The organism is Georgenia sp. Z1491, assembly GCF_049856175.1.
GTDB lineage: Bacteria > Actinomycetota > Actinomycetes > Actinomycetales > Actinomycetaceae > JB111.
Genome location: NZ_JBNDNA010000002.1, coordinates 112,887 through 137,477, shown reverse-complemented (window position 1 = coordinate 137,477; position 24,591 = coordinate 112,887). Strand labels below are relative to the sequence as shown.

Sequence of the window (24,591 nt, the reverse complement as noted above, 5' to 3'; positions counted from 1 at the left end):
CCGAGGGACGCGGACGGGCGATACGCGCAGAGACGGCGAGGGCCGGAGGTGGATGTCCACCTCCGGCCCTCGCCGTTCGCCCTGTCCGGGCGGTCGTGCTGCCCGGCGACCGGGTCGGCCGCCGGCCTGAGTCAGCTTCCGGGCTGCATCTGCCCCGAGCCGCCGGCGCCGCCCACCGGTGCGGCGGCCGGGAGCGCCCGGCCGGCCGTGGCGACGCGCTCGGTCTCGGGCCGCTCGACCTTCTGGATCGGCCCGTCGTGGTCGACGAACTCGAACGTCAGCTCGCCGAGGATGCCCTCGCCGGTGGCGTCGACCTTGATGAGCTGGCCGCCACGGACCTCGCTGAACAGGATCTTCTCGGACAGGACGTCCTCGATGTCCCGCTGGATCGCGCGGCGCAGCGGACGCGCACCGAGCACCGGGTCGTAGCCGCGCTCCGCGAGCAGGGCCTTGGCGGCGTCGGTGAGCTGGATCGTCATCTCCTGGTCCCGCAGGCGGGCGTCCAGGCGGTCGATCATGAGGTCGACGATCTGGACGATCTCGTCCTGGTCGAGCTGCGGGAAGACGATCGTGTCGTCCACACGGTTGAGGAACTCGGGCCGGAAGTGCTGCTTGAGCTCGTCGTTGACCTTGTTCTTCATCCGCTCGTACGACGTCGACAGGTCGCCGGACGCCTGGAACCCGGTCTGCAGGCCCTTGGCGATGTCCTTCGTGCCGAGGTTCGTCGTCATGATGATGATCGTGTTCTTGAAGTCGACCACCCGACCCTGGCTGTCGGTCAGGCGACCGTCCTCGAGGATCTGCAGCAGCGAGTTGAACAGGTCCTGGTGGGCCTTCTCCACCTCGTCGAACAGGACGACCGAGAACGGACGACGCCGGACCTTCTCCGTCAGCTGACCACCCTCCTCGTAGCCGACGTACCCGGGGGGCGCGCCGAAGAGGCGGGAGACGGTGTGCTTCTCGGAGTACTCCGACATGTCGAGCGTGATGAGGGCGTCCTCGTCACCGAACAGGAACTCCGCGAGGGCCTTGGCGAGCTCGGTCTTCCCCACGCCGGTGGGGCCGGCGAAGATGAACGAGCCGCCCGGACGACGCGGGTCCTTGAGGCCGGCGCGCGTGCGGCGGATCGCCTGGGACAGGGTCGAGATCGCCTCGTCCTGGCCGATGACGCGCTTGTGCAGCTCGTCCTCCATGTGGAGCAGCTTCTTGGACTCCTCCTCGGTGAGCTTGACGACCGGGATGCCGGTGGACATCGCGAGCACCTCGGCGACCAGCTCCTCGTCGACCTCGGAGACCACGTCGAGGTCGCCCTCGCGCCAGGCCTTCTCGCGCTCCTGGCGGCGCTCGGTGAGCCGGCGCTCGTCGTCGCGCAGCGAGGCGGCCTTCTCGAAGTCCTGGTCGTCGATCGCGGACTCCTTCTCGCGGCGCACCTCCTCGATCTGCTCGTCGAGCTCGCGCAGCTCCGGCGGGGCCGTCATGCGGCGGATCCGCAGGCGCGCCCCCGCCTCGTCGATGAGGTCGATCGCCTTGTCCGGCAGGTGCCGGTCGGAGACGTAGCGGTCCGCCAGCGTGACGGCCGCCTGCAGAGCCTCGTCCGTGATGGAGACCCGGTGGTGCGCCTCGTAGCGGTCGCGCAGGCCCTTGAGGATCTCCACCGCGTGCGGGACGGACGGCTCCGGCACCTGGATGGGCTGGAACCGGCGCTCGAGCGCGGCGTCCTTCTCGATGTGCTTGCGGTACTCGTCGATCGTCGTCGCACCGATGGTCTGGAGCTCGCCACGGGCGAGCATCGGCTTGAGGATCGAGGCGGCGTCGATCGCGCCCTCGGCGGCACCCGCGCCGACGAGCGTGTGGATCTCGTCGATGAACAGGATGATGTCGCCGCGCGTGCGGATCTCCTTGAGCACCTTCTTCAGACGCTCCTCGAAGTCACCGCGGTAGCGGGAGCCCGCGACCAGGGAACCGAGGTCGAGCGTGTAGAGCTGCTTGTCCTTCAGCGTCTCGGGGACGTCGCCCTTGACGATGTCCAGGGCGAGGCCCTCGACGACCGCCGTCTTGCCGACGCCGGGCTCGCCGATGAGGACGGGGTTGTTCTTCGTCCGGCGGGAGAGCACCTGCATGACGCGCTCGATCTGCTGCTCGCGGCCGATGACCGGGTCGAGCCGGCTCTCGCGCGCTGCCTGGGTGAGGTTGCGGCCGAACTGGTCGAGCACGGCGGAGCCGGACGGCTGCCCCTCGGCCGGACCGCCGGCCGCGACGGCCTCCTTGCCCTGGTAGCCGGACAGGAGCTGGATGACCTGCTGGCGGACCCGGTTGAGGTCGGCGCCGAGCTTGGTGAGCACCTGGGCCGCCACGCCCTCGCCCTCGCGGATGAGGCCGAGGAGGATGTGCTCGGTCCCGATGTAGTTGTGGCCGAGCTGGAGGGCCTCGCGCAGCGACAGCTCGAGGACCTTCTTGGCGCGCGGCGTGAAGGGGATGTGACCGGCCGGAGCCTGCTGGCCCTCGCCGATGATCTCGGTGACCTGGGCACGTACGGCCTCGAGCGAGATGTCGAGGGCCTCGAGCGCCTTCGCCGCGACACCCTCTCCCTCGTGGATGAGCCCGAGGAGGATGTGCTCGGTCCCGATGTAGTTGTGGTTGAGCATCCTCGCCTCCTCCTGCGCGAGGACGACGACGCGACGGGCGCGGTCGGTGAACCGTTCGAACATGGGCACTCCCTGGGTGTGGTGCGGTCGCCGCACGGGTCGAGCGGGCGACCCTACTGCGGGCGTTCGACGACACTAACCGCGCGACGGCGCTGTTCCTGCCCGTGTTCGCCACGGGCGTGAGGGCCCGTGCGGGCGGCGGTCGGGCCCGTCCGGGCGTCGGCCCGGGAGCCTGACCGTCCACGGGGACCTCGCCCCGCCCGCGGCACTTGCCGGTCCGGCGCGCGCAGCGGAGCATGAGGGCCATGTCCTCGAACGAGCAGCCGCTGGGCCGCGGGGTTCTCCTCCTCGCCGCCCTCGTGACGGCTGCCCTCGTGGGGACGCTCACGCTCATGGTCATCCTGTGGCCGCGCGACGGCGGACAGACCGGCGCCGAGGACAGCAGCCTCACCCTCGACGACCGGCCCGCGGCGGCGGAGTCGGAGTCCGACGCCGGCGGGCCCGACGAGGAGCCGAGCAGCACGCCCGCGCCGCAGGAGCCCGAGGACGAGACCGGGACCGGCCTGCGCGACCTCACCGACAGCGCCCTCGACGAGGCCGACCGGCTGCGCGAGCGCGCCGACGAGGAGGCCCGCGAGCTGCGCGACCGCGCCCGGGACGCCGAGGACGAGGCCCGCCGCCGCCTCAGCGACCCCCTGGGCACCCTGCGCGAGCTGCTCGGTCAGGGCGACGACGCGGCCGGGGCCGACGGCACCGACGACGAGGACCGCCGCGACCGCGACCGGGGAGACGGCCGTGGCAACGGCAACGGTGACGCCGACCCGGGCCACGGACGCGGCGACGACGGACGCGGAGGTGACCGTGACGGTCGTGGGGCTGGCCCGGGCGGCGGCTCCGACGGGCAGGGCGACGACGAGGACCCCGGCCGCAGCCTGCTCGACGATCTCCTCGACGACGCGCGCGAGTACTTCGGCCGACCCTGACGAGCCGTCCCGGACGCCGGTGCGCGACCGGCGGACGCTCCCGGATCTCCGCCGCACAGGATGCCGGCACGGCGAGGTCGCGGCGTCGGCGCCTCAGCCGGCCTCGGACTCCACGAGCACCGTGACCGGACCGTCCGCCGTCATGTCGATCTCCATGTGCGCGCCGAACCGGCCGGTCGCGACCTCGACGCCCGCGACGCGCAGCCGCTCCACGACCACCTCGACCAGCGGCTCGGCCACCGGGCCGGGCGCGGCCGCCGACCACGACGGTCGGCGGCCCTTGCGCGTCGACCCGTAGAGCGTGAACTGGGAGACCACGAGGACGGGGGCCGCGTCGTCGATCAGGGACCGCTCGCCGTCGAGGATCCGCAGCTCGGCGATCTTCCGGGCCAGGACCTCGGCCTGGGCGGGGGTGTCCGTGTGCGTGACCCCCACGAGTGCCACGAGCCCCGGCCGGTCGATCGCCCCCACGACCTCACCGGCTACGCGCACGGCGGCCCGCGAGACCCGCTGCAGGACGGCCCTCACCGGGCGGCCGCCCGCGGGCGCCCCGCGCAGCTCGGCGTCCGGGTGCAGGCCGGCGTCCAGGCGCAGGCCGGCGTCCGGGCACGGCGGCTCATGTGCGCCAGGCGGTCGGCGGCCGGTCGTCGAATCCGCCCCTGCCGCCGCGTCCGCCGCGACGTCGGCGCGGCGAGGCGTCCCGCACGGCGGGCCGCACGTCGGCGAGGTAGACGGCGCCGGCGATCACCGCGGCGAGCGAGAGCAGCCCGCCCACTCCCCCGCCCGAGCCGATCGGCGGGGGCACGGAGACGATCGAGACGCCGAGCGCTGCCGCCAGGATGATGATCCAGACGCGACGCTGCAGCTTGCCCGCCGCGACGTATGCGGCGTCCGTGCGCCGCAGGCAGTCGACGAGTGCCCATCCCGTGAGGACGACGGCCCCGATGCTCAACGCGAGCATGAGGTAGGTCTGGATGGCGGCGAACATGGTTCACACGGTAGTCGTCGGCAGGCGGCGGCACCGACCCGGTCCCGGCGCACGGCACGCGCCGGGGGCGGGCACCCTCATGGCGCGGGACGCTCGTCGGACGGGTCGGCCCGCTGCTCGCCGTCGTGCTCGTCGTGCTCGTCGTCAGCGTCCCACGGCCATCCGCCGTCGACGGTCGGGAGCTGGGTGCGGGCCTCGGCAGCGGTCATGCCGGCGATCTGCAGCACGTCGACGACGAGCGAGCGCAGCACGGACACGAGCGTCTGCGTGGGCCAGCCCTCCACGGCGTAGTCGTCGGGGTCGAGCGTGTGGGCGGCCTCGGTGATCCGCGAGCGGGACAGGTCGGGCCGGTCGCCGCGCCCGAGGTCCACGGCGAGCAGCCGCAGCCCGGAGGACAGCGCGTCGAGCGAGCGCGCGAGGTCGGCGCGCGGTCCGGCCTCCACGACGCTCTCCGCCTTCCGGGCGACGACCCGGGCGTTGCGCACGGCGCGGTCGGCGAGCACGGAGGCCCGGGCGAGGCGGCGCACCTCGGCACGGTCGCCGCGCATCGTCGGGTTGACGGCGATGACCTGCCGGGCGTTGCGGACCGTCCGCTCCCAGGTGTCGAGCACCTGCTGGGTGTCGCGACCCAGCGTGAGGGCGTCCCGGGCGAGGTCCGGGTCCGCGAGGCGCAGCGCCTCGCCGAGCGTGCGCAGGAAGTCGGAGAGGTCCGTGATCGCCGCCTGGGCACGCCGTCGGGGCCGCCGGATCGCGTTGTCGGGCAGGAACGCCGCCACGAGGAAGGCCAGGGACGCGCCGACGAGCGCGTCGGTCCAGCGTCCGATCGCGCCGTCGGTGAGCGCGACGCTCGCCGGCATCGCGATGACGACGATCCCCTGGACGCCGGCCTGGTAGGTGAGCAGCTCGCCGCGGTCGACGATGCGCGCGGACATGGTCGCCACCACGAGGACGACGAACACCTGGACCGGGCCGATCCCGAACAGGGCGGCGAACAGCTCCCCCAGCGCGACCCCGAGCGTGCAGCCCACGCCGAGCTCCGCCACGCGCCGCAACTGGCGGTCGGAGGTGAAGCCCAGGCACAGCCAGGCCGCGGTCGGCGCGAAGATCGGCATCTCGTGCCCGAGCAGCTCGGACGAGACGAGGAAGGCGACCGCGGCTGCGGCGGCCGCCACGAGGGTGGGCACGAAGGCCCAGCGGGCACGCCGGCTGCCCTGCCGCAGCCGGGTCCGGATGTGCAGCGCGAGGTGGCGCAGACCGCGGCCGGAACGCTCGTCCTCGTCCGCCACGGCGTCTACCTCGGGCGCCGCAGACCGGCGCCGGGCCGCTCCTGGGGGCGTGCGTCGGTCACCCCGGAGGGGTCGACGACGATCTCCTGCGCAGCGGTCACGTCGCCGGCCTGCAGCACGGCGTCGGTGGCGACCGACCGCTTGACGACGGCGAGCGCGAGCGGGCCGTCGGTGCCGTGCCGGACCACGGAGGTCAGGCGGCCGACGACCCTCCCGTCCAGCTCGACCTCGGCGCCGGGCTCCGGCGTGACGTGCTCGCTGCCGTCGAGGTGGAGCAGCACGAGGCGCCGGGGCGGCCGCCCGAGGTTGACGAGCTTCGCGACCGTCTCCTGGCCCCGGTAGCAGCCCTTGCTCAGGTGGACGCCGGTGCGCAGCCAGTCGAGCTCGTGGGGCAGGGTGCGGTCGTCGACCTCGCGGCCGTGCCGCGGCCGGTAGGCGGCGACCCGCACGGCCTCCCACGCCCAGGTGCCGGCGAGCGACCCGGCCCCCCGGCCGTCGCCCGCGGCGAGGGCGGCCGCGACGGCATCCTCGAGCCGGTCCCGCTCGACGAGAGCGAGGCCGGTCGGGTGCTCGGCGCCGGGATGGTCGGCGTCGGCGGGGCCGTACGCGGTGGACCCGGGCGCGGTGGCCGGCCACGGGTCGTCCCAGAGAGCGAGCGCCCCGGCGCCACGGAGCCGGTCCCGCCCGGGCCCGACGGCGCCGATGACGGCGACGTCCTCCCGGCGGTGCACCTCGACGTCGAGCATGAACCGCATCGAGTCGAGGAAGTTCGCGAGCTTGTTGGCGACGGCGCCTTCGACGACCAGCCAGGTCGTCTCGCCGTCGTCGACGACCGCCGAGGCGACGTCGAGGCGCCCCTGGTTGTCCAGCAGCAGCAGCTCGGCGGACGCTCCGGGCGCGAGGTCCCGCACCCACTGCGAGGACAGGGTGTCGAGCCAGGTGAGGCGGTCCGGGCCCGTGATGGTCACGACGCCGAGCTGGGAGAGGTCGACGACGGCGTCGCCGGCCTCGAGCGCGCGCTGCTCGTGCACGGGGCGGCCGAGGTGGAGCGGCACGCCGGCGTCGGGCCCGGACCCCTCGACGGCCCCGTCCCGGGCGAGGAACGGCGAGGGGGTCGGGTGCCAGTCGGTGAGGTCGGGGGCGGCCGCCGGTGCGGTCCCGGGCAGCATCACTCGACCCTCCCCAGCCGGCCGGACGCGTAGGGGGCCAGCGGCTTGCCGAACGCCGCGATGTCCCGGGCCCACATGAGGTCGGACTGGACCAGGCCGAGCATCCAGGAGCCCGCCGACAGCTCGGCGGCGCTGGGCGAACGGACCACGGCGTCCGTGGTGAGCTCGATGCGGGCGGGCTGGGAGCGACCGACGTAGAGCGAGAGGTGGCCCGCCGGGTCGGCGAGGAGGACCTCGAGCTCCGCGGTCTGCGGCGCGGGCGCTCCGGCGGCCTGCTCGGCGGGGACGGTGCGGATGTAGCCGGTCTCGGTGGACCACTGCTGGGCCTTGACGAGGTTCGCGTAGCGCTCGAGGCCGGGCGTCTCGTTGGCGACCGGGCCGGACAGTCCGGGGTCGGCGAGCCACAGGGTCGCGTGCCAGCGCAGGTAGGGGCCGCCGTCGTGGTCGACCTCGATCTCCTGGACCACCAGCTGCTCCTCGATGCCGTCGTAGCCGACGGCGCCGGAGCCGTGCCAGCGGCCCACCAGCCAGGCGACCGGGTAGTTCTCGGGAGCCAGTCCCTCGGGGAACGAGAACGTCATGCCCCCAGGGTAGGCGAGGGCGCCGCCGCGTCGACCCGATGGTCGCCGGGGTGAGCAGGGCACGGCCGAGCGGTTCCGCGCGGGCGTGAGCCGGGATCGGCCGGGCGGTCGTCCGCCGTCGGGCGTGGTCCCGCTACCGGGTGCCGAGGGCCATGACGGTGACGACCGACCCGACGACGAGGACCGGGATCGTGGCCGCGGCGAGCGCCGGCCGCAGGCGCGAGGAGCTGGGCGAACGCGCCGAGGTGCGGTGCAGCGCGGCGGCGAGGGCGCCCACGACGAGGCCGAGCACGGCGCCCCGCCACCACCCGACGTCGTCGGTGAGCGCACCGAGGGCGCCGCCGGAACCGGCTCCGGCGACGACGGCGAGGGCCGCGGCCAGCCACGACGTGACGGGCAGCGCGGCGCACACGGTGCCGACCACGATCGCCAGCGCACCGGCGACGACCCACAGCTCGCCCACCGGCTCGCGCGCCGTGACGAACCAGCCGGCGCCGAAACACATGACGACCAGGCCGAGGACGTCACCGGCCACGGACTCGGTGAGGCGGGGCCGGCCGTCGCGCCGGACCATCTGGTGGACGAACGCCGCGACCACCGCCGCCGCGAGCAGCAGGACCACCCGGTCCAGGCCGCCGAACCACACGACCACGGTGACGACGAGCGCCCCGGCGGACAGGAACCAGGCCGCGCCCGAGCCGTGCGGGAGGTCGAGGAGACGCGGCAGCCCGACGGCGAGGAGCACCGAGCACACGAGCGTGAGGACGGCGACCACCGCCGGCGGTGCGAGCGCGGTCCCGGCGAGTGCCGCCGCGAGGACGGCGGTCAGCGCCGCGCGCAGCGAGGTCCCCCGCCGCGAGGGCGGCACGGAGGGCGGGGACGGCGTGGACACGCGTCGATCATCCCAGGTCGGTGCCGGTCCGCCGGGAGCCGTGCCCCCTCGAGCGGCATGCGGAATCCGTCGGGCCCGGTGCCGATTAGACTTCTCATCCGGACGAGAGGAGAGCGGATGGCCGAGCTCGTGCTCCTCACCGCCGACCCCGGCGGTGCCGGACGCGTGCTGCCCGCACTCACCCTCCTGCGCCACCGCGTGACCGTCGCCCCGATGACGATGAGCGGCCTGGTCGCCCACGACCGGGCCGACGTCATCCTCGTCGACGGCCGCCACGACCTCGTCGGCGCGCGCTCGTTGTCCCGGACCGCGGGCATCGGCGGGACGCTGCCGGAGGGCGCGCCGCTCCTGCTCGTCCTCGCGGAGGGCGGGTTCGCCGCGGTGTCGAGCGAGTGGGGTGCCTGGGACGTCGTGCTCGACGGCGCCGGACCCGCCGAGCTCGACGCCCGCCTGCGGATGCTCCTCGACCGTTCCTCGCCGAGCCCGGGGCCGACCCCCGAGGAGGCCGAGGCCGAGATCGTCGACGCCGGCGACCTCGTCATCGAGCCTGCGGCCTACACCGCCCGGGTGCGGGGCCGCGTGCTCGACCTCACGTTCCGTGAGTTCGAGCTCCTGCGCCACCTCGCGTCGAACCCCGGCCGGGTGCACACCCGCGAGCAGCTCCTCCAGGCCGTGTGGGGTTACGAGTACTACGGCGGGTCCCGCACCGTGGACGTCCACGTGCGACGGCTGCGTGCGAAGCTCGGCGCCGAGCACGACCAGCTCATCGGCACCGTGCGCAACGTGGGCTACCGGTTCGAGGTCCGCCCCGCCGACGCCCCGGACGGCGAGGACCGGCCGGACACGGCCGCTCCACGCGAGCGGTGACCCGCGGGGCTCCCCCGCTTGCGGCTCGGCCCGCCGCGCGAGCGGTGCCGGGCCGCCGTGCGAGCGGCGCCGGTGGGCGCGGTCTCGTCGACCTCCGCCGGGTGACGTGACAGGAGGCCGGGACGGGGCGTACGTTGGTTCTCGACGGCGGACCGCGAAAGCCCCGGGCTCCAACATTTGCCGCTACGAGCGGCCTTCGCGCCGACAGGCGCTCTCCGGTCCGTCGTCCCTCCTTCGCCGGTGACGTCTCCCGGCCCCGGGGACGGCGCGGTCCCCCGCCGACGGGCGCAGGACCCGACGCCCCGCCACCGGCAGACCCACGGCTCCGAACGCCTCGACGCCGGGCGCCACCACGGCGCACGACCGCGGCGCAGGCCACGCCCCGGACCGGCACCAGGCCCTGTTAGGGTTCCCGTTCACCCGCTCGTCATGCCTCGTTCACCAGGAGTCGCCGTGCGCCTGTCGCGCCGCCCGTCCGTGGTGTCCGGGCACGGCCCCAGCCTGGCGACCAGCTCGCGGCTGACCGTCGACGCCGCGCTGGTGCTCGTCCGCGTCGTGGGCGCCACGTCGGCGGACCTGCCCGAGCTTCACGAGCAGGTCGGCGACCTCTCCCGCACCACCGACCGCCTCGGCGAGGAGCTCACGGACCGCCTCGTCGGCGATCTCGTCCTGCCGTTCGAGCGGGGCGACCTCCACCGGGTGCTCACGGCGGAGCGCCGGGTGGTCCACGGCCTGCTGCGCGTGGCGCGCACGCTGCTGGCGGACCGCTCGGCCCCCACGTCCCGTCCGGTGGTCGCCGCCGCCGACGAGGTCCTGCGCGCGACCGAGCTCCTCGTCGTCGCCACCGCCGCACTGCGCACCCCCGAGCGGCTCTCCGACATCGCGCGCGAGACCGCCCGGGTCCGCGACGACCTCGAGGAGGCCCGCGCGCGGGCGCTGCGCTCCGCCTCGACCTCCCCGGACCGCGCCTCGGCGGCCCGCCCGGACCACGTGCTCGGCGCGTTCGCCGACATCGTGTCCGACTGCGCCGACCTGGTCGTCGACCTCCGGATCCTCGCCGCCGGAGCCGGACGCCGGTGACGGACGTCCTCCTCGCGCTCGCGGTGGCGCTCGGGCTCGGCTACGCGTTCGCGGCAGGCGTGCAGGACGCGTCGAACGCGGTCGCCACCGCCGTCGCCACCCGCTCGCTGACGCCCAGCTCCGCCACGCGCTGGGCGGCCGTCATGGTCCTCGTCGGCGCGCTGGCGAGCTGGTGGTTGCACCCCTACCTGTCGGACCAGTCGGGGCTCGGCGTGGCCACGACGCCGGGCGGCCCGCCCGGGCTGGCGGTCCTCGTCGTCGTGCTCGCCTGCACGGCGGGCTGGCTCGCGCTCATGGCCCGCCAGGGGCTGCCGGTCTCGACGACCCACACGCTCATCGGCGCCCTGGTCGGCGCGGCCGTGACCACCGGGGCGCAGGTGCGGTGGGACCTGCTCGCCACCCGGGTGCTCGCCCCGATGCTGCTCTGCGCCGTGGTGGCTCTCGTCGTCGCGCACGTCGGCACCCGGATCGGGCGGCGCCTGGCGATGGCGACCGACGCGGACCGGGTCGAACCCGCCGCACGCGTCCTGCTGTCCGCCGCGAGCACGGCGTCCGCGATGTTCATCGGTCTGCTCGGCAGCACGAAGGCGATCCTCGTGCTCACCCTCGCGCTCACGCTTGCCGGCCGGACCACCGACGGCGACACCCCGTTCTGGGTGGTCCTCACGGCCGCCGTCGCGCTCGCCGCCGGGACCGCGGTCGGCGGGCGTCGCATCATCGCCACCCTCGGCGACCTCATGGTCGGGCATGACGTCGGGCGCGGCGCGTTCCTCCAGACCGCAGCGGTGACGACGTTCGGCGTCGTCGCGCTCTCCCCGGGCCTACCGGTCTCCACGACCCACACGGTCGGGTCCGCGGTGATCGGCTCGGGTCTCGTCACGCCGGGGCGCATGCGGTGGGTGACGGCCCGGCGCGTGCTCGTCGCGTGGCTCGTCACGCTGCCGGTGGTCGCCGTCGTCGCCGGCCTCCTCGCGGGCATCGCCCACGACGTGGTGGCGGCGCTGCCGAACGGGTGAGCCACACCCGCGCAGGGCCGGCACGAGGGGTGCGCCGACCGGCGCGAGATGGGGCGAACTGCCCGGCGCGAGATGGGGCGAACTGCCCGGCGTGCGGGGCCAGGAACGCCGGCGGTTACCGATATCCTGCCGGAGGCCTCACCGCCACCGACCTCTCCCCCTTTCCGGAAGGACCCCGATCCATGCGTGCCATCCACGCCCGCCGAGCGGCCGCCGTCGCCGCCGCGGCCCTCGCCGTCCCGTTCCTCGCCGCCTGCGGCTCCACGGTTCAGCAGTTCGAGGTCGGCGAGTGCCTCGACCTGTCCGATGCGACCGGCGGCACCGTCTCCGAGATCCCCACGATCGACTGCGAGGACCCGCACACGGGCGAGGTCTACTACGTCCACACCTTCGCGGACGGCGACTTCCCCGGGGAGTCGCAGGTCGCGACCGAGCTCGAGACGGCATGCGCGGACGAGTTCGAGGGCTACGTCGGCACCGACTACGCCTCCAGCCAGTACATGGTCCAGCTCCTCACCCCGACCACGGAGACCTGGGACGAGGCCGACGACCGCGACGGCATCTGCATCCTCTCCACGAGCGAGGACACGACCGGCTCCGCCCAGGGCTCGGCGAGCTGACGACGAGGTAGCGCAGCGCGAACGGCGCCGCACCCACGAGGGGTGCGGCGCCGTCGTCGGGCAGGGCCGTTCGCGCGACCGCGCTCGGTGCGGGGACCGGCTGGGGTGGTGCCTGCTCAGCCGAACCGGCCGGACACGTAGTCCGACGTCTGCTGGTTGGCGGGGTTCTGGAAGATCGTCTCGGTGACGTCGTACTCGATGAGGCGGCCGGGCTTGCCGGTGCCCTGGATGTTGAAGAAGCCCGTCTTGTCCGACACGCGTGCGGCCTGCTGCATGTTGTGCGTGACGATGACGATCGTGTAGTTCTCCTTCAGCTCGGCGATGAGGTCCTCGATCGCGAGCGTGGAGATCGGGTCGAGCGCCGAGCACGGCTCGTCCATCAGCAGGACCTCAGGCTTGACCGCGATGGCGCGGGCGATGCACAGGCGCTGCTGCTGGCCGCCCGAGAGCGACGAGCCCGGGCGGGCCAGGCGGTCCTTGACCTCGTTCCACAGGTTCGCTCCGCGCAGGGAGCGCTCGACGAGTGCCTCGGCGTCGGACTTGGAGATCCGGCGGTTGTTCAGTCGCACACCCGCCAGCACGTTGTCCGCGATCGACATCGTGGGGAACGGGTTGGGCCGCTGGAACACCATGCCGACCATGCCGCGCACGTCCACGGGGTCCACGCCCGGGCCGTAGAGGTTCTGGCCGTCGACGTTGACCTCACCGTCGACGTACGCGCCGGGGATGACCTCGTGCATGCGGTTGAGCGTGCGGAGGAACGTCGACTTCCCGCAGCCGGACGGGCCGATGAGGGCCGTGACCGAGCGGGGCTCGATGGTGACGGTGACGTCCTCCACCGCCTTGAAGGAGCCGTAGAAGATGTTGAGGTCCTTGACCTCGATGCGCTTGGACACGCGGTCAGATCCTTCCGTGGGGGGCCGGGCCGTTGACGGCGCGGTCGGTGCTGGTGCCGGTGGTGGCGGGTGAGAGCGTCATGGTGCCGCTCACTTCTCGCCCTTGGGGGCGAACATCGCCGCCACGAACCGGGCGATGAGGTTGAAGACGAGGACGATGAAGATGAGGACGAGCGCGCCGCCCCACGAGGCCTCGAAGTCGCCGGTGCGGAACGTGTTGTAGACGTACACGGGCAGCGTCATCATGTAGTTGTCGAACGGGTTGTAGTTGAACACGTCCGTCGACATCGCGGTGATCATCAGCGGGGCCGACTCACCGATCACGCGGGCGACGGCGATGACCACGCCCGAGATGATGCCCGCCACCGACGTGCGGAGCACGACCTTGACGATGGTGAGCCACTTCGGCACGCCCAGCGCGTAGGACGCCTCGCGCAGCTCGTTGGGCACGAGCCGGAGCATCTCCTCGGTGTTGCGCACGACGATCGGCGTCATGAGCACGAGGAGCGCGACGGCACCCATCGCACCCGAGCGGTACGCCGGGGCGCTGTCGAACCCGAGCTGGCCCATGATCATCGTCAGCATGGCAACGGCGAACAGACCCGCGACGATCGACGGGATGCCGGTCATGATGTCGACGAGGAAGGTGACGGCGCGGGCGAACGGACCCTTGCCGTACTCGACGAGGTAGATCGCGGTGAAGATGCCCAGCGGGATCGCGGCCGCGGCCGTGAGCAGGGTGACGTAGAACGTCCCGACGATCGCGTGGCCGAGACCGGTCTCCACCGTCTCGACCGACGCGCCCACGTTGTTGTGCGTGAGAAAGCTCCAGGAGATCGCCTCCCAGCCCTGCTGCACGGACGTCCACAGCAGCGAGATCAGCGGCAGGAGGGCGACGAGGAACGCGCCGGTGATGACGGTCGTCGCCACCCGGTCGCCGCCGTAGCGACGCCCCTCGTAGAGGTAGGCGACGACGATCATGACGAGGACGTACGTGACGACGGCGTAGAGCCCGATCGTCAGGAGCGGGAGCGAGTACTGCGCCTCACGATCCGGGTCCGACCAGGTCTCGACGGCGGGTGCGAACGTGTCCGTCCGCATGCCGAAGAAGATGCCGACCGCCAGCGCGAACGCGATGACGACCCACTGCACCCACCACGGCAGGCGGCGGCCGTGGCTGCGGATGGAGGGGCCGCCGGACGGGACCGGCGGACCGTCGCCGACCCGCTTGCCGAGCGCCGCCCCGGCGTTGGTCGTCAGCTGCTCGTTGGCTGCTCCCCCGCTCCCGACGGGTCCGGTGCTGTCGGTGTCGCTCATGCGTTGGCTCCCGAGAACTCGGCGTACCGGGCGACGATGGCCCGGGAGATGTAGTTGACGACGAACGTCAGGATGAAGAGCATCAGGCCGATCGCGATGAGGACGTCCTGGCCGGCGACCGGGTCACCGGTCGCGTGCGCCTCGGGGAAGGACAGCGCGATCTGCGAGGCGATCGTCGCGTGCTGCCCGGGGGACATGAGCCAGAAGTTCACGGCGAGGCCCGGCGAGAGGACCATGAGCAGCGCCATCGTCTCGCCGAGCGCCCGGCCCAGGCCGAGCATCGAGGCGGACACCATGCCGGAGCGGCCGAACGGCAGCACCGTCTGCTTGATCATCTCCCAGCGCGTGGCGCCCAGCGCGAGCGAGGCCTCCTCCTGCAGGCGCGGGGTCTGCAGGAAGACCTCGCGGCACAGGGAGGTGATGATCGGCAGGATCATGATCGCGAGGACGAGCCCGCCCATGAGGATGTTGCGGGCCGGCGGGGTGAAGTCGAACAGGAACGGCGACAGCGGCCACCACTCGAAGTTCTCGGCCATGTAGCTGAGGCCGGGGATGCCGCCGTACCACTGCTCGGGGTCCTGTCCGGCGTCGGCGTCACCCCAGTTGCCGGCGATGAGCTCGAGCACGGGCGTGAACGTCTCGGACACCCAGGTGAAGGCGGGGCGCAGCAGCGGCTCGAGCAGGCGCATGCCCCACAGGCCGAAGACGACCGAGGGGATGGCGGCGAGCAGGTCGATGACGTAGCCGAGCGCGGACGCCATGCGGCGCGGGGCGTAGTGCGAGATGAACAGCGAGATGGCGATCGCGAACGGCACCGCGATGATGAGCGCGAGGACCGAGGCGAGCAGCGTGCCGAAGATCGTGATGCCGGCGTAGGCCCAGAAGCCGTTGCCGCTCGTGAACGGTGCCGCGGCGGCCACGTCCTCCGAGCTGGAGGTCAGCGCGGGGATCGACTGCAGGAGCAGGAAGAGCGCGACCGCTCCGAGGACCGCGACGATGACTGCGCCGGCGCCGAAGGAGATGCCGGTGAAGACGCGGTCGCCGGTGCGGACCCTGCCCCGGGTGACGCGTCGGTCCGGGGGGCGGTTGTCCGTGGGTTCGGAGGTCTTGACAGGTTCTGACACGCGAGGCTCCAGTCGCCGTGGCGGTGGGGTGGGCCGGCCGCGTCCGGCCCGGGGGGACCTGACGGGCCCGATCGTACGGGGAACGCGCGCCGACGGTCCGGCCCCGACCGGGGCCGGACCGTCGGCGTGGTCAGGCGTGCGTCAGCCGGCCGAGATCTGCTCGATCGCCGCGTTGACGTCGCCGCGGAGCTCGTCCGAGATCGGCGCGACACCGAACGCCTCGGCGGCCTCCTGGCCCTCCGCGGACGCGATGTAGGCGAGGAAGCCCTGGACGTTGGCGGCCTCGGTCTCGTCCTCGTACACCGTGCAGGCGACGTGGTACGAGATCTGGACGACCGGGTAGGCGCCCTCGATCGAGCCGTCGCGCTGGAGCGCGACGGTCAGCCGCGTGTCGCTCGCACCCTCGGCCGGCTCCGAGCCGTCGACGATGGCCGTGGCGGCCTCGGCCGAGTACTCGACGAACTCGCCGTCGGCGAGGCCGATGGACGCGGCGCCAAGGTCACCGATCTGCGACGCGTCGGCGTACGTGATCGCGCCCTCCGTGCCGGTGACGAGCTGGACGACGCCCGAGGTCGCCTGAGCCGACTGCGTGCCGTCGACCGGCCACACGTCGGACGGCTCGTGCTCCCAGCCCGAGCCCGACTCGTCCAGCCACTGCTGGAAGTTCTCCGTGGTGCCGGAGTCGTCCGAGCGGTTGACCGGGATGATCGGCAGCGCGGGGAGGTCGGCGTCCGGGTTGTCGGCCACGATCTCCTCGGCGTCCCAGGAGGTGATGTCGCCGTTGAAGATGCCGGCGACGTTCTCCGGGGTGAGGTTGAGCGTGTCGACGCCCGGGAGGTTGAAGGCGATCGCGATCGGCGAGACGTAGGTCGGCAGCTCGACGATCGGGTTGCCGCCGCAGCGCTCCTCGGCGGCGGCGAGCTCGTCGCCCTCGAAGTAGGAGTCGGTGCCGATGAAGGAGACCTGGCCTCCGACGAACTGCTCGCGGCCCGTGCCGGAGCCCGTGGCGTTGTAGTTGACCGTGACGTCGGACAGCTGCCCGAACTGGTCACGCCACGCCTGCATCCCGTTCTCCTGCGAGGAGGCGCCCGAGCCGTTGAGCGTGCCCGAGAGCGAGGCGTAGTCGATGCCGAGGTCCTGGGCGCCGGACGCACCGGCGTCACCCCCGGCCTCGTCGGACTCGGTCTCGGACGGCGACTCTGCGCCGGCGTCCTCGGAGTCGGTCTCCTCGGAGTCGGACTCCTCGGTGTCCTCCTCCTCCGAGGTCTGCTCCTCCGAGGTCTCCTCCTCGGTGGTGGGCTCGGCGTCGTCACCGCCACAGGCGGCGAGGGTCATGGCGACAGCGCCGACGGCGGCCAGGCCGGCCAGACGGCGGGAACCAGCAAGCTTCACGGTATTTCCATCCTCTACATGTGGAGTCCGGTTCGGGAAAAGCCCGACCACGTGGGGACGTTAGGGACCGAGGGTGTACGGACATCACGCCGGAGGTGAACAATCGGTGAACTGCCCTAGTCACGTCAGTCACAGCTTGACCACGGGTCGCGGGAGGACCGGGGCTTTTCGGACGCATGACGTTGGGATCGGGGCCCCTTCGCCGTTCGGGCCACATGCCGCGTGACGGCCGGGCAGACCTGCGCGGACGTCCACCGCGGGTGGCGGCCCGGCGCAGTGCCGGGGGTCGCCGGTGTGGCGGTTCGGGCGCGCGATCGCACTCCGTCAGGGGGCGCGGCGCTCACTCGCCGGGCGGACGTCCGCTCGGTGGTCGAGACGGGCGCACGTCCTCTCACCCGTCGACCCGGTCGGAGGTCCGCTCGGTCGTCCTGCCGGTCGGAGGTCCTCCCGGTCGTCGGAGAGTGGGGGCTCAGTCGTCCTCGACGGCGCGGACCCGCTCCACCGCGACGACGGCGGGGCCGTGCTTGGCACGCCGCGCGCAGTGCACCACGAGCATCTCCCCCGTGCGCAGGAACGGGTCCCTCGTCGGCACGGTCTTGCGCAGCCGGTTCGGCGCCCGGTCGAGCAGCGTCGCGACGACCGTGGGCAGCACCGGCCGGTGGGTGCAGATCGCGGTCGGACTGGTCGGGCGGCGCAGGGCGGCGTCCACCAGGGCACGCACGGGTCGCTTGCGCTTCGCATGGGCGGTCTCGGTCAGCTCGTCGTGCAGCTCGACCTCGATCCCGCCGCGCTCCGCGTACGGGGTGAGGGTGGCTCGGCAGCGCTCCCACGGGGAGCTGACGAGGTGCTCGACCCCGTAGGCCGACAGCAGCGAGCCCATCCCCACGGCCTGGACCGCACCGCCCGCGGTGAGCGGGCGGGTCTCCTCGTCACCCTTCCAGGCGCTGCGGGAGCGCGCGCGGGCGTGTCGCACGAGCAGCACGGTCCAGGTGTCGAGCCGGGAGTCCTTCCACTGGTCCACGAGCTGGCCGAGGATCTCGCGATCCTCGTCGTGCCCGAGCTCGCGCCCCGCCTCGCGCACCTCCATCCACCCGACGCGGTCGATCTCCGTGGCGAGCGCCGCCGGCGGGACCCGGCGCACGCGGGACCAGGCGCCGTCGGGCGTGTCCGCCGAGGCGGCCCAGTAGCTCACGTGCTTGCGCCCGCCACCCGGGAGCCGGTAGCGCACCACCCCGAGCGGCTGTCCGACGACGACCGTCTCCCCGGTCTCCTCCGCCACCTCGCGGACCGCGCACTCCTGCAACGTCTCGTGCGGGTCGAGGTGTCCCTTGGGGAACCCCCACTCGCGGTGGCGCGGGGAGTGGACGAGCAGGACCTCGAGCTTCTTGTCCCGCACGCGCCACACGACCAGGCCCGCGGCGCGGACGATCTTCTGCCCGGACCTGCTCACCTCGAGCTCGCGACCCGCCGTCGCGCCTGGCGCATGTGGAGCTGCTGCACGTCGCGCAGCCGGTTGCCCTCGGCGTCGTACGCGACCCGGGTCCAGCCGTCGGGGCCGAGCCGCCAGGAGGCCGTGTCGTCGGAGGCCGCGAGGTCGACGATCTCGATCAGCCGCTCCCGCTGGCCCGGGTCGACGATGCGGATGAGGGCCTCGACGCGGCGGTCGAGGTTGCGGTGCATGAGGTCGGCGGAGCCGATCCACACCTGCGGGTCGCCGTCGCCCCCGAACGCGAAGATCCGGGAGTGCTCGAGGAAGCGACCGAGGATCGAGCGCACCCGCAGGTTCGCCCCCGTGCCCGGCAGCCCGACCTTGATGGCGCAGATGCCGCGCACGACCACGTCGACCGGCACACCCGCGCGGCTGGCCCGGTACAGGCCGTCGATGAGGCGCTCGTCGACGATGGAGTTGACCTTGATCTTGATCCACGCCGGGCGCCCGGCCTCGTGGTGGGCGATCTCGCGCTCGATGCCCTCGAGCAGGCCCGGGCGGATGTCGCGCGGCGCCACGAGCAGCCGGTGGTAGCTGGTGCTCGGCGCGTACCCGGACAGCTGGTTGAACAGCCGGGTGAGGTCCTGCCCGACGTCGCGGTGGCAGGTGAACATGCCGATGTCCTCGTAGCCGCGCGCCGTCTTCGGGTGGTAGTTGCCGGTCCCCACGTGGCAGTAGCGGCGCAGGCCGTCGGCCTCCTGGCGGACGACCATCGACAGCTTGCAGTGCGTCTTGAGGCCGACGATCCCGTAGACCACGTGGACGCCGGACTCCTCGAGCTTGCGCGCCCACTCGATGTTGGCCTGCTCGTCGAAGCGGGCCTTGATCTCGACGATCGCGAGGACCTGCTTGCCGGCCTCGGCCGCGGCGATGAGCGCGTCGACGATCGGGGAGTCGCCCGAGGTGCGGTACAGCGTCTGCTTGATGGCCAGGACCTTGGGGTCGGCCGCCGCCTGCTGGAGGAACTGCTGGACCGACGTGGAGAACGAGTCGTAGGGGTGGTGCAGCAGGACGTCGCGCTCGCGGATCGCGGCGAAGATGTCGGTCGGGTTGGCCGACTCGACCTTCGCCAGGCCGGCGGCGGTCACCGGCACGTACTTCTTGAACTTCAGGTGCGGCCGGTCGAGGTCGTGGATGACGTTGAGCCCGGTGAGGTCGAGGGGGGCCGGGAGCCGGTAGATCTCGTGCTCGCCGATGCCCAGCTCGCGGGCCAGGAGGTCGAGCACCCGCTCGGAGATGTGCTCCTCGACCTCGAGCCGGACGGCCGCACCGAACCGGCGCCGCGAGAGCTCCTTCTCCAGCGCCTGGAGGAGGTTCTCGGCGTCGTCCTCCTCGACCTCGAGATCCTCGTTGCGGGTGACGCGGAACGTGTGGTGCTCGACGATCTCCATGCCCGGGAACAGGGCGTCGAGGTGCTGGCCGATGATCTCCTCGAGCGGGACGTAGGAGGTGCGCCCGCCCGCGTCCTCCGGGACGTCCTCGGGCCGGTAGGGGCGCCCCTCGGCGTCGACGGCGATGAAGCGCGGGAGGAGCGCGGGTACCTTGACGCGGGCGAAGTGCTCCGTGCCGGTGGTGGGGTTGCGGACGAGGACCGCGAGGTTGAGCGAGAGCCCCGAGATGTAGGGGAACGGGTGGGCGGGGTCGACGGCCAGCGGCGTGAGCACCGGGAAGATCTGGGTGCGGAAGAACTTGTGCAGGCGCTCCTTCTCGCTGTCCGCGAGCTCGCCCCAGTGGAGGATGTCGATGCCCTCCTCGGCGAGCTTGGGCTGCACGTCGTCGAGGAAGACCTTCGCGTGGCGGGCCATCAGCTCCTGCGCCGAGGTCCCGATCCGGTCGAGCACCTGGCGTGGGCCGAGACCGGACGCGCCGGGAACCGCCATGCCCGTGCTGATCCGGCGCTTGAGGCCGGCGACGCGGACCATGAAGTACTCGTCCAGGTTCGAGGCGAAGATCCCGAGGAACCACGCGCGCTCGAGGATGGGCAGGTCCTGGTCCTCGGCCTGCTCGAGGACGCGCTGGTTGAACGCGAGCCAGCTGAGCTCACGGTCGGCGAAGCGGTCGTCGGGCAGGTCGTCGGGCTCCTCCGGCTCTCCCGACCCCTCGTCCGCGCCGCCGCCCTGGATGACGTAGGTCGGCGGGCCGGCCGCGGTGGTGGCGGCGCCCTCGGTGGCTCGCTCGTCGTCGGTGCCCTCCCGGCCGGGGTCCGGCTCCATCGGCGTCGGCTCTGCGACCAGCTTCCGCACGGCTCGCGCCTCGGCGTCCTCGCGGTCCTCGTGCAGGTCGGGAGCGTGCTCGTCGGTGCCGTGCGGAGCGGAGGAAGAGCTCATGCGGACATCCAACCACCTGTCACGGGGCCACCGGGTCCGCGTGCGCTGTGGGCTCGACTCATCGGCAGCGGGATCGGTGTTGGATCGCGCCCGGCCTCACGCCTGCACGCCTGCACGCACGCCCGCCCGCACGCCCGCACGCCCGCACGCCCGCACGCCGAGGACACAGGATGTGCGTCGAGGACGCGGGGTACGTGCCGAGGGCGCGGGGTACGTGCCGAGAGGACTGACGCCGGGGGTCCGCTCGGCACCTCGCTCGTGTCCTCGGCAAGAACCCGCGTCCTCGGCGCGCGGTGGGGCAGCTGTGACTCTCCAGCGGGGGACCCGGCGCCGACCTGGACCCGACGGCCCCGCCCCAACGCCGACCTGGACCACTCCAGCCCGACCTCGACCGGTCCGGCTCGAACTGGACCGCTGCACGGTCAGGATCGGCGCACAAGAGTCCAGCTCGACGCGGTGACGCCCCGACGGCCGGCTCAGGCGTACTGGCTGTGCCGCTCGACGACGTCGAAGCCCTGCCTCTCGTAGGTCGCCAGCGCCGGCGCGTTGTCGCCCTCGACATAGAGGTCGACCGCGGTCCGCCCCCGCGCCGCCACCTCGGCCAGGCCGACGGCGGTCAGGCCGCGCCCGAGTCCTCGCCCCTGCGCGACCGGGTCGACGCCGAGCACGTACAGCTCGGCCTCACCGTCGTCGCCGGGCTTCATCCAGATGAACCCGACCGGGTCGTCGGCCGCGCGGGCCGGCCCGTTCTCGTCCGCGACCTGCGGGTCGTCGTCCTCGTCCGTGCCCGGGTCGTCGGCCGTGCGCACCGGTCCGTTCTCGTCCGTGCCCGGCTCGTCGAACGCGAGGAGGAGCAGCTCGGGATCGAACCAGGGCTGGCCGAGTCGCTCGTCGAGGTCGGCGCGCGTCATCCGCCCCTGCTCCGGGTGCGTGGCGAACGCGCGCGCGTTGACCCGCAGCCAGGCCTCGGCGTGCCGTCCGACGTCGAAGGTCTCGATCCGCACGCCCGCGGGTGCGCCCGGCACCGGGCCGGGCGCGACGCGCGCCCCCATCCGCAGCAGCTCCCGGACCCGGTCGAGACCGAGCGCGGCCGCGAGCGCCTGCGCTCCCGGGAGATCGCCGTGGGCCCACACGGCCAGGCGGTCCTCCGCGCCGCCCGCGGGGGCGCCGGTCGATCCGCCGCCGGCGTCGGCGTCGGCATCGGCATCGGCATCGGTCGATCCGCCGGCAGCGTCCGGCTCCACCCCACCCGTCGGGCGCCCGAGCTCCCGGGCGGCGATCAGCAGCTCCCGGCCGATCCCGCGCCGCCGCGCGGCCGAGGCCACGACGAGCTCCCCGGAGCCGTCGGCCACCTGGGCATACCCGACCAGGGCGCCGTCCTCGTCGGTGACGAGGAGGTGGCTGGCGGACCGGGCCGATCCGGGCTCGAGGCGGAGCAGGGTCTGCTCGTCGAGCGGGGCGACGCCGTCCGCCCGCTCGGCCTCGGCGGCGAGCGCCCGCACGGCGTCGGCCTCCTCGTGCGTCAGGTGCTGCGCGGTGCGCATCGGTCGATCTCCTCTCCGGGTGGGTACGTGAGCGGTGGCCTCAGTCGAGCTGCCCGCTGCCGTGCAGGGTGGCGGCGGCCTCGAGGTCCTCCGCCGTGGTCAGCAGCCCGCCGGCCCGGCGCGTGATCTCGAAGGCGAGGTCCGTGCCGTCGCCCTCGGCCTCCTCGTGGTCCGCGTGGAGCGCGGAGCCCGTCGCGAGCACGCGCAGGAAGGCGGCAGCCCGGTCGAGAGCTACGGCGAGGTCCCCGGAGTACACGCCGGACAGCACCTTGTCGACGACGCCGACCACGTCGTCCGGCCCGTTCGGCGCGGCGACCCCCGCGACGGCGCCCGCCACCTCGGCGCGGGTGAGGCCCTCGCGGTAGCGGGCGGCGACGGTGCCCGGGTCGCGGCGGACCCACTCGCGCAGCAGGTACAGGCGCCACAGGGCGCCGGGCAGCGTGGCCGCCGGGCTGCGCGACCAGAGCTCGGCGATGGTGTCCAGCCCCTCGGAGTCCACGAGCGTGACCAGGCGGTCGAGCAGGTCGGGGTCGGTGCCCGAGTCGCGTCGTCCGCCGTCGACGATGAGCCGGGCGGTCGTGTGGGCGAGCTCGGATCTCGTGGCCGGGTCCTCGTCGCCCTCGATGCCCTCCGCCACGGCGGGGTCGAGCATCGCGGGCCGGCGGGGTCGTCGTGGTTCGTTCATGTCGACCTCCTTCGGCGTGCCCGGGGGTGGCCGGGCGACGGGCGTCCGGCACGGCACCGGGCGGCGGTCGGTCCATTGTCTCCCACGGGGGCCGTCCGGGCCTACGCGGTGCGCCGAGGGCGTCGTCCGGGACCACCGGTGGTGAGGTCGTGCCATGACTGGCGAGGTCGTGATTCGCAAGCACGGCCTCGCCGCCTCGCGCACGATCTCACCGCGTCGTGCACCTCACTGCGTGAACCACCTCGCCGGGCACCTACGCTGATCTGCGTGCTGCGCACCGTCACCTCCCACCTCCAGATGACCACCCGCCGGGGTGCGTCCCGCCTCGCGTTCCTCGTCGCGGTCGCCCGTCAGCCCGGCCTCGACATCGACGAGCGCCTCGTCTGCCGACTCGGCGACGCCGAGCTCGAGCTCATCGAGTTCGTCGGCGCGCACGGCGCCGTCACGCACGTCCTCGACCTCGGCGAGGACACCGAGCTCGGCGTGCCGCTGACCCTGGACTACGAGGCCCGCGTGAGCGGCAGCGGCGACCTCGGCGAGATGGACGAGCCCGCCGAGCTCCTCGCCTACCTACGGCCCTCGCGCTACGCGGAGTCCGACCGGCTGTTCCGGCTCGCGCACGCGGAGTTCGGCGGCCTGCGCGGCCTGGAGCTCGTCCGGGCCGTCGAGGCGTGGGTGTTCGACTCGCTCGCCTATGTGCGAGACTCCTCCCGACCGACGGACGGGGCGGTCGAGACCATGCTCGCCCGCCAGGGAGTGTGCCGGGACTACGCCCACCTCGTGGTCGCCCTGCTGCGGGCGCTGGACGTGCCCGCGCGCGTGACGTCGGTGTACGCGCCGGGTCTGTCCCCGATGGACTTCCACGCCGTCGCCGAGGCCTGGCACGAGAACCGTTGGCACGCGATCGACGCGACCCGGCTCGCGCCCCGGCAGTCGCTCCTGCGGATCTCGACCGGGCGCGACGCGGCGGACAACGCCTTCCTCACCTCGCACGGCGCCGGCATCCGCTTCCAGACGCTGCAGGTCTCCGCGGTCGTGGACGGCGACCTGCCGGTCGACGACCGCACCGAGCTCGTCCAGATCGCCTGACGTGGGCACCCCGGACTTCGTTCTCGAGCTGCGCCGGCACGTCGGCCATGCCCTGCTGTGGATGACGGCCACGTCGGCGGTGGTCGTGCGCGACCGTGCGCACCGACCTCCTCCCATGCCCTCCCCCGACGACGCCGCGGCCACGCCCGGGACGCCCGGCCCGCGGCGCGAGGTGCTGCTCGTCCGGCGCGCCGACAACGGCCGGTGGACGCCGGTGACCGGGATCGTCGACCCGGGCGAGCAGGTGGCGGACGCCGCTGTCCGGGAGGTCCTCGAGGAGACCGGCGTGCGGGCGCGCGCCGTGCGGCTCGTCCGCCTGCACACGTTGGAGCCGATCACCTATGCGAACGGGGACGTCGCGCAGTACGTCGACGCGACGTTCCGGTGCGAGTGGGTCGCCGGCGAGCCGTACCCGGCCGACGGGGAGAACACCGAGGCGCGCTGGTTCGACCTGGACGAGCTGCCCGAGATGGGCGAGGAGATGCGCGTCCGCATCGACGCCGCGCTCACGCCCGAGCGGCCGGCGCGGTTCACCGGCGGGGACGCCCCCGCACCGCACCGGGGCTCCCCTGGCGAGGACGCCCCCGGCCCGCACTGACGA

Annotated in this window: 22 protein-coding genes; 7 read left to right on the top strand and 15 right to left on the bottom strand. The window is 73.5% G+C overall.

Annotated features, from left to right (window positions below; genetic code table 11):
• Nucleotides 1-131: 131 nt before the first annotated feature.
• The gene (locus ACPYO4_RS03195; protein ID WP_425707768.1) at nucleotides 132-2,708 is read right to left on the bottom strand and encodes an ATP-dependent Clp protease ATP-binding subunit; all 2,577 of its coding nucleotides are present in this window, start codon (nucleotides 2,706-2,708) and stop codon (nucleotides 132-134) included.
• Nucleotides 2,709-2,950: 242 nt separating this feature from the next.
• Between ACPYO4_RS03195 and ACPYO4_RS03190 the strand changes: the two genes are divergently transcribed.
• Nucleotides 2,951-3,628 carry a hypothetical protein gene (locus ACPYO4_RS03190; RefSeq protein WP_425707767.1) on the top strand — a complete coding sequence of 226 codons (678 nt, stop codon included), beginning with the start codon at nucleotides 2,951-2,953 and terminating at the stop codon, nucleotides 3,626-3,628.
• A 93-nt stretch (nucleotides 3,629-3,721) separates the two neighbouring features.
• On the opposite strand, the gene dtd is transcribed toward ACPYO4_RS03190, so the two are convergent.
• The 6 genes from dtd to ACPYO4_RS03160 all read right to left on the bottom strand — a co-directional run bounded on the left by dtd (nucleotide 3,722) and on the right by ACPYO4_RS03160 (nucleotide 8,544).
• Nucleotides 3,722-4,156, bottom strand: coding sequence for a D-aminoacyl-tRNA deacylase (gene dtd, locus ACPYO4_RS03185; protein WP_425707766.1), 435 nt, complete (start codon nucleotides 4,154-4,156; stop codon nucleotides 3,722-3,724).
• An 88-nt stretch (nucleotides 4,157-4,244) separates the two neighbouring features.
• Nucleotides 4,245-4,616, bottom strand: coding sequence for a DUF2516 family protein (locus ACPYO4_RS03180; protein ID WP_425707765.1), 372 nt, complete (start codon nucleotides 4,614-4,616; stop codon nucleotides 4,245-4,247).
• A 77-nt stretch (nucleotides 4,617-4,693) separates the two neighbouring features.
• On the bottom strand, nucleotides 4,694-5,902 hold the full coding sequence (locus ACPYO4_RS03175; RefSeq protein WP_425707764.1) for an FUSC family protein: 1,209 nt from the start codon (nucleotides 5,900-5,902) through the stop codon (nucleotides 4,694-4,696).
• A 5-nt stretch (nucleotides 5,903-5,907) separates the two neighbouring features.
• Entirely contained in the window at nucleotides 5,908-7,071 is a 1,164-nt protein-coding gene (locus ACPYO4_RS03170) for a YgfZ/GcvT domain-containing protein (protein WP_425707763.1), read from the bottom strand.
• Nucleotides 7,071-7,652 carry an FABP family protein gene (locus tag ACPYO4_RS03165; RefSeq protein ID WP_425707762.1) on the bottom strand — a complete coding sequence of 194 codons (582 nt, stop codon included), beginning with the start codon at nucleotides 7,650-7,652 and terminating at the stop codon, nucleotides 7,071-7,073. The genes ACPYO4_RS03170 and ACPYO4_RS03165 overlap by 1 nt, the downstream gene beginning before the upstream one ends.
• 133 nt (nucleotides 7,653-7,785) lie before the next feature.
• The gene (locus ACPYO4_RS03160) at nucleotides 7,786-8,544 is read right to left on the bottom strand and encodes a hypothetical protein (protein WP_425707761.1); all 759 of its coding nucleotides are present in this window, start codon (nucleotides 8,542-8,544) and stop codon (nucleotides 7,786-7,788) included.
• A gap of 117 nt (nucleotides 8,545-8,661) precedes the next feature.
• Between ACPYO4_RS03160 and ACPYO4_RS03155 the strand changes: the two genes are divergently transcribed.
• The 4 genes from ACPYO4_RS03155 to ACPYO4_RS03140 all read left to right on the top strand — a co-directional run bounded on the left by ACPYO4_RS03155 (nucleotide 8,662) and on the right by ACPYO4_RS03140 (nucleotide 12,127).
• Nucleotides 8,662-9,411 (top strand): winged helix-turn-helix domain-containing protein, encoded by a 750-nt coding sequence (locus ACPYO4_RS03155; RefSeq protein WP_425707760.1) that lies wholly within the window; start codon nucleotides 8,662-8,664, stop codon nucleotides 9,409-9,411.
• A gap of 453 nt (nucleotides 9,412-9,864) precedes the next feature.
• Nucleotides 9,865-10,491, top strand: a complete 627-nt coding sequence (locus ACPYO4_RS03150; RefSeq protein WP_425707759.1) for a hypothetical protein — start codon at nucleotides 9,865-9,867, stop codon at nucleotides 10,489-10,491.
• Nucleotides 10,488-11,507 carry an anion permease gene (locus ACPYO4_RS03145; protein ID WP_425707758.1) on the top strand — a complete coding sequence of 340 codons (1,020 nt, stop codon included), beginning with the start codon at nucleotides 10,488-10,490 and terminating at the stop codon, nucleotides 11,505-11,507. The genes ACPYO4_RS03150 and ACPYO4_RS03145 overlap by 4 nt, the downstream gene beginning before the upstream one ends.
• 182 nt (nucleotides 11,508-11,689) lie before the next feature.
• A complete protein-coding gene (locus tag ACPYO4_RS03140) occupies nucleotides 11,690-12,127 on the top strand; it encodes a septum formation family protein (RefSeq protein WP_425707757.1) in 438 nt (145 codons plus the stop codon).
• A gap of 116 nt (nucleotides 12,128-12,243) precedes the next feature.
• Here the strand turns inward: ACPYO4_RS03140 and pstB are convergent, their stop codons facing one another.
• The 8 genes from pstB to ACPYO4_RS03100 form a co-directional block, all read right to left on the bottom strand.
• Entirely contained in the window at nucleotides 12,244-13,023 is a 780-nt protein-coding gene (gene pstB, locus ACPYO4_RS03135) for a phosphate ABC transporter ATP-binding protein PstB (protein WP_425707756.1), read from the bottom strand.
• Between the two features lie 90 nt (nucleotides 13,024-13,113).
• Complete coding sequence (gene pstA / locus ACPYO4_RS03130) at nucleotides 13,114-14,340, bottom strand: phosphate ABC transporter permease PstA (RefSeq protein WP_425707755.1); 1,227 nt, start codon at nucleotides 14,338-14,340, stop codon at nucleotides 13,114-13,116.
• Nucleotides 14,337-15,464: a PstC family ABC transporter permease gene (locus ACPYO4_RS03125; protein WP_425707754.1), complete on the bottom strand. Its 1,128-nt coding sequence runs from the start codon at nucleotides 15,462-15,464 to the stop codon at nucleotides 14,337-14,339. The genes pstA and ACPYO4_RS03125 overlap by 4 nt, the downstream gene beginning before the upstream one ends.
• A gap of 141 nt (nucleotides 15,465-15,605) precedes the next feature.
• Nucleotides 15,606-16,856, bottom strand: coding sequence for a PstS family phosphate ABC transporter substrate-binding protein (locus ACPYO4_RS03120; RefSeq protein WP_425707753.1), 1,251 nt, complete (start codon nucleotides 16,854-16,856; stop codon nucleotides 15,606-15,608).
• 469 nt (nucleotides 16,857-17,325) lie between these two features.
• A complete protein-coding gene (locus ACPYO4_RS03115) occupies nucleotides 17,326-18,306 on the bottom strand; it encodes an NUDIX hydrolase (protein ID WP_425707752.1) in 981 nt (326 codons plus the stop codon).
• On the bottom strand, nucleotides 18,303-20,672 hold the full coding sequence (locus tag ACPYO4_RS03110) for an RNA degradosome polyphosphate kinase (RefSeq protein WP_425707751.1): 2,370 nt from the start codon (nucleotides 20,670-20,672) through the stop codon (nucleotides 18,303-18,305). The genes ACPYO4_RS03115 and ACPYO4_RS03110 overlap by 4 nt, the downstream gene beginning before the upstream one ends.
• Before the next feature lie 476 nt (nucleotides 20,673-21,148).
• The gene (locus tag ACPYO4_RS03105; RefSeq protein ID WP_425707750.1) at nucleotides 21,149-22,216 is read right to left on the bottom strand and encodes a GNAT family N-acetyltransferase; all 1,068 of its coding nucleotides are present in this window, start codon (nucleotides 22,214-22,216) and stop codon (nucleotides 21,149-21,151) included.
• Between the two features lie 40 nt (nucleotides 22,217-22,256).
• Nucleotides 22,257-22,901, bottom strand: coding sequence for a hypothetical protein (locus ACPYO4_RS03100; RefSeq protein ID WP_425707749.1), 645 nt, complete (start codon nucleotides 22,899-22,901; stop codon nucleotides 22,257-22,259).
• 267 nt (nucleotides 22,902-23,168) lie between these two features.
• Here ACPYO4_RS03100 and ACPYO4_RS03095 point away from each other — a divergent pair, with 267 nt between their 5' ends.
• On the top strand, nucleotides 23,169-23,990 hold the full coding sequence (locus ACPYO4_RS03095) for a transglutaminase-like domain-containing protein (protein ID WP_425707748.1): 822 nt from the start codon (nucleotides 23,169-23,171) through the stop codon (nucleotides 23,988-23,990).
• 1 nt (nucleotide 23,991) lies between these two features.
• Nucleotides 23,992-24,588, top strand: coding sequence for an NUDIX hydrolase (locus tag ACPYO4_RS03090; RefSeq protein ID WP_425707747.1), 597 nt, complete (start codon nucleotides 23,992-23,994; stop codon nucleotides 24,586-24,588).
• Nucleotides 24,589-24,591: the final 3 nt, after the last annotated feature.